General features: G+C 41.9%; 11 protein-coding genes. 7 read left to right on the forward strand and 4 right to left on the reverse strand.

Annotation, left to right across the window (positions count from 1 at the left end; all coding sequences use genetic code 11):
• Positions 1-10 precede the first annotated feature (10 nt).
• Together kdpA and kdpF are read right to left on the reverse strand one after the other, a co-directional pair.
• Entirely contained in the window at positions 11-1,714 is a 1,704-nt protein-coding gene (gene kdpA / locus PR683_RS19520) for a potassium-transporting ATPase subunit KdpA (protein ID WP_222959882.1), read from the reverse strand.
• Position 1,715: 1 nt separating this feature from the next.
• Positions 1,716-1,805, reverse strand: coding sequence for a K(+)-transporting ATPase subunit F (kdpF, locus tag PR683_RS20455; RefSeq protein ID WP_071524535.1), 90 nt, complete (start codon positions 1,803-1,805; stop codon positions 1,716-1,718).
• 444 nt (positions 1,806-2,249) lie between these two features.
• On the opposite strand from kdpF, the gene PR683_RS19525 reads away from it, so the two are divergent.
• A complete protein-coding gene (locus tag PR683_RS19525) occupies positions 2,250-2,456 on the forward strand; it encodes a YbfA family protein (protein ID WP_004909050.1) in 207 nt (68 codons plus the stop codon).
• Positions 2,457-2,655: 199 nt separating this feature from the next.
• Positions 2,656-3,399: a type 2 GTP cyclohydrolase I gene (locus PR683_RS19530; RefSeq protein ID WP_004909053.1), complete on the forward strand. Its 744-nt coding sequence runs from the start codon at positions 2,656-2,658 to the stop codon at positions 3,397-3,399.
• Positions 3,400-3,678: 279 nt separating this feature from the next.
• Here the strand turns inward: PR683_RS19530 and PR683_RS19535 are convergent, their stop codons facing one another.
• Positions 3,679-4,806: a multidrug effflux MFS transporter gene (locus PR683_RS19535; protein ID WP_109912829.1), complete on the reverse strand. Its 1,128-nt coding sequence runs from the start codon at positions 4,804-4,806 to the stop codon at positions 3,679-3,681.
• A 132-nt stretch (positions 4,807-4,938) separates the two neighbouring features.
• On the opposite strand from PR683_RS19535, the gene PR683_RS19540 reads away from it, so the two are divergent.
• On the forward strand, positions 4,939-5,700 hold the full coding sequence (locus tag PR683_RS19540; protein ID WP_117162219.1) for an AraC family transcriptional regulator: 762 nt from the start codon (positions 4,939-4,941) through the stop codon (positions 5,698-5,700).
• An 84-nt stretch (positions 5,701-5,784) separates the two neighbouring features.
• Here the strand turns inward: PR683_RS19540 and PR683_RS19545 are convergent, their stop codons facing one another.
• Positions 5,785-7,071 (reverse strand): citrate synthase, encoded by a 1,287-nt coding sequence (locus tag PR683_RS19545; protein ID WP_004909058.1) that lies wholly within the window; start codon positions 7,069-7,071, stop codon positions 5,785-5,787.
• Positions 7,072-7,741: 670 nt separating this feature from the next.
• Here PR683_RS19545 and sdhC point away from each other — a divergent pair.
• The 4 genes from sdhC to PR683_RS19565 are packed head-to-tail and all read left to right on the forward strand — an operon-like array spanning position 7,742 to position 10,988.
• The gene (sdhC, locus tag PR683_RS19550; protein WP_004909059.1) at positions 7,742-8,131 is read left to right on the forward strand and encodes a succinate dehydrogenase cytochrome b556 subunit; all 390 of its coding nucleotides are present in this window, start codon (positions 7,742-7,744) and stop codon (positions 8,129-8,131) included.
• Positions 8,125-8,469 carry a succinate dehydrogenase membrane anchor subunit gene (gene sdhD, locus PR683_RS19555; RefSeq protein WP_004909064.1) on the forward strand — a complete coding sequence of 115 codons (345 nt, stop codon included), beginning with the start codon at positions 8,125-8,127 and terminating at the stop codon, positions 8,467-8,469. Before sdhC ends, sdhD begins: the two co-directional genes overlap by 7 nt.
• Positions 8,470-10,236, forward strand: a complete 1,767-nt coding sequence (gene sdhA / locus PR683_RS19560) for a succinate dehydrogenase flavoprotein subunit (protein WP_004909067.1) — start codon at positions 8,470-8,472, stop codon at positions 10,234-10,236.
• Positions 10,237-10,271: 35 nt separating this feature from the next.
• A complete protein-coding gene (locus PR683_RS19565) occupies positions 10,272-10,988 on the forward strand; it encodes a succinate dehydrogenase iron-sulfur subunit (RefSeq protein ID WP_004256824.1) in 717 nt (238 codons plus the stop codon).
• Positions 10,989-11,081: the final 93 nt, after the last annotated feature.

Raw genomic sequence — 11,081 nt, forward strand, 5'->3', positions numbered from 1 at the left:
TTTTTCCTCATTATCCGGCAAAACCAATGTGTAATTGCTCAGCGATAGGGCCTAATGCAAGAGCGGGTACAAAGGTCAGTGCGCCAATGAGAAGTACGGTGAAAACCAGTAAGCCAATAAATAATGGGCCAGTTGTCGGCAATGTGGCATGGCTTTTGGCTTGGGGTTTCTTATTGGCCATGGAACCTGCGATAGCCAAGACAGGAAGAATGACACCAAAGCGGCCTATAAACATCGTAATGGCAAGTAGCACATTGTAAAACGGAGTGTTAGCGCTGAGCCCAGCAAAAGCGCTACCGTTATTATTAGCCGCAGAAGAAAAGGCGTATAACACTTCACTAAACCCATGCGCTCCAGGGTTTAAAATTCCTGCACGGCCCGCTTCGGTTATTAATGAAAGAGTGGTACCAAGTAGCACTAAGGTTGGGGTGACTAAAATCGCCAGTGCCACCATTTTCATTTCTCGAACTTCGATTTTTTTACCGAGGTATTCAGGCGTACGACCAATCATAAGTCCAGCAAGGAAGACAGCGAGTAGCACAAACAGCAACATACCGTATAAGCCGGAACCAACGCCACCAAAGACCACTTCACCAATTTGCATTAACCACATCGGTACCATTCCGCCCATTGCGGTAAAGGAGTCATGCATGGCGTTAACTGCTCCGCAAGATGCGGCAGTGGTAACGACAGCAAACAAAGCAGAACCAACAATCCCAAAGCGGCTCTCTTTTCCTTCCATATTGGCAGAGCTAGTGGCATGTAGTTCGGTTAAAAATGGGTTTCCCACATATTCAGCCTTAACCACAACGATGGCGGCAACCACAAAAATGATCCCCATAACCCAGAGTAAAGTATGGCCTTGTTTGTTGTTACCAACTGCACGACCAAAAGCAAAGCAAAGTGCAGTAGGGATCAGGAAAATAGCAAACATTTGCACAAAATTACTCAGTGCGGTTGGGTTTTCAAAAGGATGTGATGAGTTAGCGCCAAAGAAGCCGCCACCATTGGTGCCGAGCAATTTTATCGCTTCTTGGGAAGCTACTGGCCCCATCGGCAATAGTTGTTCACTGTTATCTAAAGGGTGAATAAGTAAATAACTGGAATAATTTTGAATAACCCCTTGGCTGACAAAAAATAATGCAAAAATAATCGCTAAAGGAAAGAGTAAATACACCGTAATTCGGTAAATATCTAACCACGCATTACCGACAGTTTTACTACCATGGTGTGAAAAAGCGCGAATAATTGCGAAAGCAACGGCAATACCTGTCGCTGCGGAAAGGAAGTTTTGTACCGTCAACCCGGCCATTTGGCTCAAATAACTTAATGTATTTTCGCCGCTATAAGCTTGCCAGTTAGTATTAGTAATGAAACTAACGGCGGTATTAAAGGATAAATCCCAGCTCATCCCTTCAAAGTGTTGAGGGTTAAGGGGCAAACGGCCTTGGCAGATTAAGATAACGAATAATAAAATAAAACCTAAAAGATTAAATAATACAATCGCTAAGGCATATTGTTTCCAATTCATCTCAGCCATGTCTCTTCCTGGCTGTTTGACTCCGGTTAAACGCCAAAGTAAGGACTCACTGCTTGCTAACCGATGAGGTATATCATTGTCGATTAACCGAGCAATAGCATTGCCTAAAGGCTTTGCTAAGATGAATAAGAACAGTAAAAAACTACCTAAAAATAGCAATGTGGTGGTAGTCATATCAGAAATCCTCCGCGTTAAGCAGGGCATAAATCAGATACGTCAGCAGTAAAACAACGAGAACTGCCCCAATAATGGAAAGTAATGACACAGTATTTTCTCCTTATTATTTCCATGTGATAAGGCTAAAGAGTTCGCTGTAAAGAAGCTGATAAAAAGCACGGGTAGGGTGTAAAAAAAGTATAAAAATGGCTGTTTATTTAGCAAAAATAGAGAGCTTAATAGAGAAAGCGGCGTACGGCCTTGTTTGTTAAATTATTGTGATTTAAATGTATAATTAAAACATTGATTGGTTAAAAAATGTAATAAAAATACGGAATGAGCAGATTTTTTAGAAAAATTTACAGATTAAGTGGTCAGATGAGTAGTTTTATTACACAATTTGCGATATCCTATCTACAGTCAATATATTTCATATTATCTGTCCGGTTTTAGTCGCTCTTTACTACTGTGTTAATGGGAAATGTGTGTTAATGGGGAATGATAGAGCAAAGCTGGAATCGACAAATAAAGTGGCAACTGAAGGAGGATACCGATGTCCACATATCGCGAATATTCCCGTAATCAGGTACTTGCACGCCGCACTGCTGCTGTAACAGCTGGCATTATTGCGTTTCCGGTTATGGTTTTTTATCCAAAAAGAGCAAAGTTTTATAGTCATTTACATAAGGTTTGGGCAAAAACCAGTGATAAACCTGTTTGGCTAGAACGTTCAGAAACAACCCTAGAAGGCCATCGTTAATTTAGTGCTTAATGGTGAGTAATAACCCCTGCAATATTGAATTGTGGGGGTTTTGTTTTTAATCCCGCCTATTTTTATTCTATATACTTCAAATAACACAGAAGAAAATCATGTTTCCGTTTATGCTTATTGATTATCAGTCAATTACGTTCAAACTGGTGGATAAACCGTTTAGCTGTGCAGTAAAAAGGACAACATAATGCATAACTTAAGATTAGAAGAAATCATTAATGACGAATTGAAAGTTAGTGAGTTCCAAGATTTTGCACCGAATGGATTGCAAGTTGAAGGGCGACCACATGTACATAAAATCATCACCGGTGTGACAGCTTGCCAAGCATTATTGGATGTTGCCGTTGAAAAGAAAGCCGATGCTATCATTGTTCATCATGGCTATTTTTGGAAAAATGAGCCCGCCATTATCAAAGGAATGAAGAGAAATCGCTTAAAAACATTATTAGCGAATGATATCAACCTGTATGGTTATCACCTTCCATTAGATGCACATCATCAATTAGGCAATAATACACAACTTGCTTATATTATGGGGGTGCAGGTAAATGGCCAAATCGACCCATTAATGCCATTTGGTTTTTTTGATCAACCGATTACTCCTTCAGAGTTAACGTCTCGTTTAGAAACTCGCCTTGGTCGTAAAGTCTTACATTGTGGTGATAATGCAAAAGAAGAAATTCGTCAAATCGCATGGTGTACAGGGGGAGGGCAAGGCTTCATCCTACAAGCGGCTGAATTTGGTGTAGATGCCTTTGTAACAGGGGAAGTTTCTGAACAAACCATTCATATAGCAAGGGAAATGGGGATCCATTTCTACAGTGCAGGGCATCACGCAACGGAACGTTATGGGATTAAAGCGCTGACTAAGTGGCTTGTAGATGAACATGGGTTAGATGCGGAGTTTATCGATATCGATAACCCTGCCTAAATTCTCGTCATATTTCGAACTGTGGCTGTGTTGGCTTCACTCGGCTACTTGGGTCACATACTTTTGTATGCTCCCCAAGATACCCTTATTCGCCGCCTAGCCACAACTCGAACTATTTAGAGAATTAAATTTTTGCCGCCTTTTACATCAAAGCGTTGTTGGCTGCATTCACGAACCCTAGTCACATACTTGTGTATGTTCCTAGGGCTTCACTCTTTTGCCGCCTAGCGGTGATTCGAAATACTTAGAAAATTGATAATCTATTGAAAATAAAAATAGCTATTGGGTTCGGTATTTTAACGATGCGAAAACTAATACTGCACTTGAAATAGTTAACACTAAACCTAAGTGCTGGCTCCAACCTGCAACCATCAAACCAATGGCGAGCCCGATGTAGTAAAATAACCCTAAAATGGCGCCGGCGGTGCCTTTTTGTTCACCATAACGGTTTAATGCATGGGCAAGTATGTTCGGGATCGCAATTCCATAACCAATAACAATGCCAATAACGGGTAAAACAAACCAAATTGAATCCATTAGCACAAAAACTAAACAACCACTCACCAATGAAATGAGGCTGGCAAGCTTAACAAGTTGTTCAGATGTGTGTTTTTTAGCCAATAAATAGCGATTTGATATCGAACCTAAACCGACTCCAAGTGCTAATAAAATCCCAGTTAATCCAAACTGTTGTTGAGTGAGCATTAATTGTTCAAAACTGAATGGTGCCAGCTGATAATAGCTAAATAAATTAATGTTGAAAAATGCTATCAAGATCACATTTCTAACAATTTCTTTATCTGCGATCATGCGTAAAAATGTCTTAATAAATGAGATATGAGTCACGGTTTTAGGCTTAGTCTCGGGTAAACGACAGATTGACCAGAGAAAAAGCACCACAGCTAAAATCGCTAAGCCGATAAAAACGGTTCGGTAACCGCCAAAATTAACGAGTCCAGCACCAGATAACATCCCTAAAGCAGGGCTGATAGCCAAAGCAACGCCCATAATAGAGAAAACTTTTGCTAATTCATGGCCTTGGTAGCTATCGCGCATGGCGGTTTGTGTACCAATTGAACCTACGGCAGCGCCAAAGGCTGACAACATTCTCATTAGTAATAATAAATAAAAATGTGTGACAAATAACGCGCCAATAGACGCAATACCATATATCAATAAACCCGCCAGAATCGTCGGGCGGCGCCCTAAGGTGTCACACATACGCCCCCAAAACACCACGCCTAATGCAAAAGCAAAGAAATAAAGCGACAGCGTTTGTGAAGCTTGTTCCGCATTTACTGAGAAAGCACTAGCGATATCAGTGAGTGCGGGGCTGTATATGGTCTCCACAATTTGTGGAAACATCATCAAGGCAACAGCAAGCCATAATGAAAGAGGGTGTTTCATACTTTTTTTCCTGCCAATCTACTAAAAATAAAGGGTCTAATTAGATACAACGATTCAATGGCAGGCAGTTTAGTGTTATTTTTATTGTCTTATTACAATAATAAAGACTATAAATATCAAAAAAGAGACATTATGGCTTGGCTAAATCAAACAGATGAATTTCAAACTCACTGGTACCGCTCGCCAGTATTGGGAATTGCAGCAAAAATGGGGCAGCATGACTCTGGCTTTCATAAACATGAAATGGGACAACTTCTTTTTACACAACAAGGATGTATACGAATTTCACTGGAAAATCGTTTGTCTTTACTTCCTCCGGGAAGAGTGGCTTGGATCCCACCATTTGTTCTTCATCGGGCTCAAATGCGGGCATCAGTGGGTTACCGTTCGGTTTATTTAGCGCAAGAATACGCTGACAGAATAGGGAATGAAGTGATGATATTAAGCATTTCATCCTTATTGAGAGAAGTACTTGAACGTATTGCGATTGCGCCATTTGATAGTGATTGGCAACAAGGGAATTTAGCTAATTTATTGCCCGTATTTATCGATGAGTTACAAAGTGCAACTTTAGAGCCAACACTGCTACCATTACCGCAAGATAGGCGTTTTAAAGGTGTTGATATCGAACAATTACCTCCAAATTTAAACCAATTAGCACAAACTGTTGGGGCGAGTGAGAAGACGATTACCCGGATTTTTTTTAAAGAAACAGGAATGAATTATCAAGCATGGCGTCAACAATGGCGTTACATTAAAGCGATTGAATTACTCGCACAAGAAAAACCCTATCACTATATTACTCAAGAACTTGGTCTAACAAGCGATAGCGCATTTATTAGTTTTTTCCGTAAAATGAGTGGGATGACACCAAGGGAATATCAACAACAGTAAGTTAAACAACTTCGGTAAACAAAAATGAAAAAAGCCCCGAAAATTCGAGGCCTTAGCATGTGTAGGGGTAGATTTAATTAAATATTATTTTTTTGCTAATTCTGAGTTGAATTCACGTTTATCATAACCCGTGTACAACTGACGAGGGCGAGCAATTTTCAAGCCGTCATCGTGCATTTCATTCCAATGTGCAATCCAGCCAATAGTACGTGCAATGGCAAAAATAACAGTAAACATTGAAGAAGGAATACCCATTGCTTTCAAGATGATACCTGAATAGAAGTCAACGTTCGGGTACAGTTTTTTCTCAATGAAGTACGGGTCGTTTAATGCGATACGTTCCAGCTCCATTGCGACTTCTAGCAAACTGTCATTCAGGCCAAGTTCGTTTAGAACTTCATGGCAAGTTTCACGCATTACTGTTGCACGTGGGTCATGGTTTTTATAAACACGGTGGCCGAAGCCCATTAAGCGGAAAGAGTCATTTTTGTCTTTAGCGCGCTCGATAAATGCTGGGATGTGCTCGACGGTTTGGATTTCTTCCAACATACGCAAGCAAGCTTCGTTAGCACCACCATGAGCAGGCCCCCACAGTGATGCAATACCCGCTGCGATACAAGCAAATGGGTTTGCACCAGATGAACCCGCAGTACGAACTGTAGATGTTGAGGCGTTTTGCTCGTGGTCAGCGTGCAGAATCAAAATACGATCCATTGCGCGCTCTAAAACAGGATTAACCGTGTATTCTTCACAGGGTGTAGAGAACATCATGTGCAAGAAATTACCCGCGTATGACAGGTCATTACGTGGATAAACAAAAGGTTGGCCAATTGAATATTTGTAACACATCGCTGCAACTGTTGGCATTTTTGACAGCAGGCGATAAGCCGTAATTTCACGGTGACGTGGGTTGTTAACATCCAACGCATCGTGATAGAACGCGGCTAATGCCCCCGTGACACCACATAAAACGGCCATCGGGTGTGAGTCACGGCGGAAACCATTAAGCATGCGTGTAATTTGCTCATGGATCATTGTATGGCGAGTCACCGTATTTTTAAATACGTCATATTGTTCTTGAGTCGGTGCTTCACCGTATAGCAGGATATAACAAACTTCGAGATAAGAGGCTTCAGTGGCGAGTTGATCGATAGGGAAACCACGGTGCAACAGAATGCCTTGATCACCATCGATATAGGTGATTTTTGATTCACAGGATGCAGTAGAAGTAAAACCAGGGTCGTAGGTAAAGAACCCTTTAGAACCTAAAGTTCGGACATCGATAACGTCTTGACCAATCGTTGGGCTTAAAATATCTAGGTCAATATCACCCTTACTACCAGTCGTTAGCTTAGCTTTGTTATCAGCCATTACGGTCTCCTTAGCGCTTGATAATCGACACCCAACAACCCAGAAGCTCAGCGTTATACTGTGTCTTCGTGCATTGTTCTACCGGTATGCTTTGGAAATCAGCTCGCTATCACATAAAACCTGAAATCTGAGACCGACGACAATGTAATTAGGTTGTTTATGAGTGTGTAGATGTTATGTTCTTTTTGTTGTTTTCCCTACAATATCATTATTTGTGGTAAGAGGAACAACTTTCATAACTTTTGTTATTAATACCCATCATAGTTCAAATTGAAGAGTATTTAACATTGCAACATTCACGTTTTTTCTTTTCCGATGAAGGGTAAACAGCACCGTTAAGATAATTCTGCCAGACCTATATGTAAGATAAATGTTGAATCATTGTCAAATAAGATAAGCACATTTATACAAAATGTTTAAATCGTGATCCTTCTCACTGTTCGGGCTAAATGTCTCCAAACATTTTGTGTGGGAATTGTAATGGCATTGTGAAGACTTTATACTAGCGGCAGGTCTCCGGATTACCCTGTAGTAGGAGTTCCCAGCGTGATCAGTATGCAACTTTATTTAAACATGATGGATTAGAGTTTGTGTTAAGTTGCATTTTGTACCCCTGTCGCTGTCTGATTTCCACCCCAGGTCCGGAGGATGGAAAATAATAAAGAGCTGTGTGGGCAAAATTGTGAAAAAACAAAGACCTGTCAACCTTGATTTGCAGACGATTCACTTCCCGATCACTGCAATATCTTCGATCTTGCACCGTGTCTCTGGCGTCATTACTCTCATCGCAGTTGGTATTCTGCTTTGGTTGTTAGGGACATCTCTCTCCTCTCCAGAAGGTTTTCAATACGCGTCTGAAATAATGACTGGCTTTTTTGCTAAGTTCATTCTTTGGGGCATCTTGACTGCTTTGGCTTACCACATCTGTGGTGGTATTCGTCATATGCTAATGGATTTCGGTTGTGTTGATGAAACGCTTGCTGCTGGTAACTCATCTGCAAAAATTACATTTGTCATTACCGTGATTTTAGCAATTCTGGCGGGGATTTTAGTATGGTAAGTAATGCTTCAGCTTTAGGCCGTACTGGTATCCAGGACTGGCTATTAATCCGTGGTTCTGCGATTGTCATCGCACTCTACGTACTCTACATTGTTGGTTTTGTTGCTATTAACGACATTACCTATGAAGTCTGGCGTGGCTTTTTCGCCTCTTCTGTGACGAAAGTATTTACAATCCTCACCTTGTTCTCGATTCTTGTCCATGCGTGGATTGGCATGTGGCAAGTGCTGACTGACTACGTTAAACCTTTAGCAATTCGTTTAGTATTGCAGCTGGCTATCGTTGTAGGTCTGTTGGCTTATTTAATTTACGGAACAATTGTTGTGTGGGGTGCATAAATGAATCTGCCAATCAGAGAGTTTGACGCTATCGTTATCGGTGCGGGTGGCGCAGGTATGCGTGCCGCATTACAAATTTCACAGATGGGCCTATCTTGCGCACTTCTGTCAAAAGTCTTCCCAACCCGTTCTCATACTGTATCAGCACAAGGCGGTATTACTGTTGCTTTAGGTAATACTCACCCTGATAACTGGGAATGGCACATGTACGATACCGTGAAAGGTTCCGACTACATCGGTGACCAAGATGCGATTGAATATATGTGTAAAACAGGGCCAGAGGCTATCCTCGAATTAGAGCATATGGGGTTGCCATTCTCTCGTCTTGATGACGGAAGTATTTATCAACGTCCATTTGGTGGTCAGTCTAAAAACTTCGGTGGTGAGCAAGCTGCACGTACTGCGGCTGCGGCTGACCGTACTGGCCACGCACTGTTACATACTTTGTATCAGCAGAACTTAAAAAACCACACAACCATTTTTTCTGAATGGTATGCCCTTGATTTAGTTAAAAACCAAGATGGTGATATCGTAGGTTGTACTGCAATTTGTATGGAAACAGGTGAGCTGGTTTATTTCAAAGCGAAAGCCACTATTTTAGCAACCGGTGGTGCTGGTCGTATTTACCAATCAACTACTAACGCACACATCAATACGGGTGATGGCGTAGGGATGGCTGCTCGCGCAGGTGTTCCACTACAAGATATGGAAATGTGGCAATTCCACCCAACAGGTATCGCAGGTGCAGGTGTTCTCGTCACTGAAGGCTGCCGTGGTGAAGGTGGTTATCTGTTGAACAAAGACGGTGAACGCTTCATGGAGCGCTATGCGCCGAACGCAAAAGACCTTGCGGGTCGTGATGTTGTCGCACGTTCTATTATGATTGAAATCCGTGAAGGTCGTGGTTGTGATGGTCCATGGGGCCCACATGCCAAACTGAAACTGGATCACTTAGGAAAAGAAGTTCTGGAATCACGTTTACCGGGTATTCTTGAGTTATCTCGCACCTTTGCTCACGTTGACCCAATCAAAGAGCCAATTCCAGTTATTCCTACTTGTCACTACATGATGGGCGGTATTCCGACTAAAGTCACTGGTCAAGCTATTCGTTATAACGAAAATGGCGAAGATGAAGTTATTCCGGGTCTGTTTGCTGTCGGTGAAATTGCCTGTGTATCTGTACATGGCGCTAACCGTTTAGGCGGTAACTCACTTCTCGACTTAGTCGTATTTGGTCGTTCAGCGGGTCTGCATTTGAAAGAGTCCATCATGGAACAAGGTTCAATGCGTGATGCGTCTGAATCTGATATCGATGCAGCGATGACTCGCTTTAACCGTTGGGAAGGTGCTCGTACTGGCGAAGACCCAACTGAAATCCGTAAAGCACTGCAAACTTGTATGCAGCATAACTTCTCGGTATTCCGTGAAGGTGATGCGATGGCGAAAGGCTTAGAAGAGCTGAAAGTGATTCGTGAACGTCTACAAAATGCGCGTCTTGATGATACCTCGACTGAATTTAATACTCAGCGTATCGAATGTTTAGAACTGGATAACCTGATGGAAACGGCTTATGCAACTGCTCAAGCTGCAAACTTCCGTACAGAAAGTCGTGGTGCGCATAGCCGCTTTGACTACCCAGAGCGAGACGATGCGAATTGGTTATGTCACTCATTATATTTACCGCAATCTGAAACGATGACGCGTCGTGAAGTCAACATGCAGCCAAAACTGCGTGAAGCCTTCCCACCGAAAATTCGTACCTACTAATGCGTGGTGTTAATCCAGTTGCGGAGAAATAAACTATGAAATTACAATTTTCGATTTATCGCTACAATCCTGATGTGGACAACGCACCTCGTATGCAAGATTACACGCTAGAAGTTCCTGAAGGGCGTGACATGATGTTGCTGGATGCGTTAATCCAAATCAAAGAGCAAGATCCAACATTATCCTTCCGTCGTTCTTGTCGTGAAGGGGTGTGCGGTTCTGATGGTCTGAACATGAACGGTAAAAACGGGTTGGCATGTATTACGCCATTATCTGCTTTAATCCGTGGTGGGAAGAAAATTGTCATTCGTCCATTGCCGGGTCTGCCTGTTGTGCGTGACCTGATTATCGACATGACACAATTCTATACCCAATACGAAAAAATTCGTCCATATCTCATTAATGATAACAAGAATCCACCGGCGCGTGAGAATTTACAAACTCCTGCACAACGTGAAAAACTCGATGGTTTATATGAGTGTATTTTGTGTGCTTGTTGTTCGACTTCTTGCCCATCTTTCTGGTGGAATCCGGACAAGTTTATCGGGCCTGCAGGCTTGTTGGCAGCGTATCGCTTCTTAATTGATAGCCGTGATACTGAAACCGATTCACGATTAGATGATCTGAACGACGCTTTTAGTGTCTTCCGCTGTCATAGCATCATGAATTGTGTCAATGTATGCCCTAAAGGACTAAATCCAACGAAAGCTATTGGTCATATTAAATCTATGTTACTAAAACATAGCGCTTAATGATGAATATTTAACCCGCAGTGCTCAGGTGCTGTGGGTTAAAATGGAAATAGCACAAAATAAAAACATAAGTTAAAAGAAACGCGTAAAGTA

The organism is Providencia sp. PROV269 (genome assembly GCF_028477785.1).
GTDB classification, from domain to species: domain Bacteria; phylum Pseudomonadota; class Gammaproteobacteria; order Enterobacterales; family Enterobacteriaceae; genus Providencia; species Providencia rettgeri.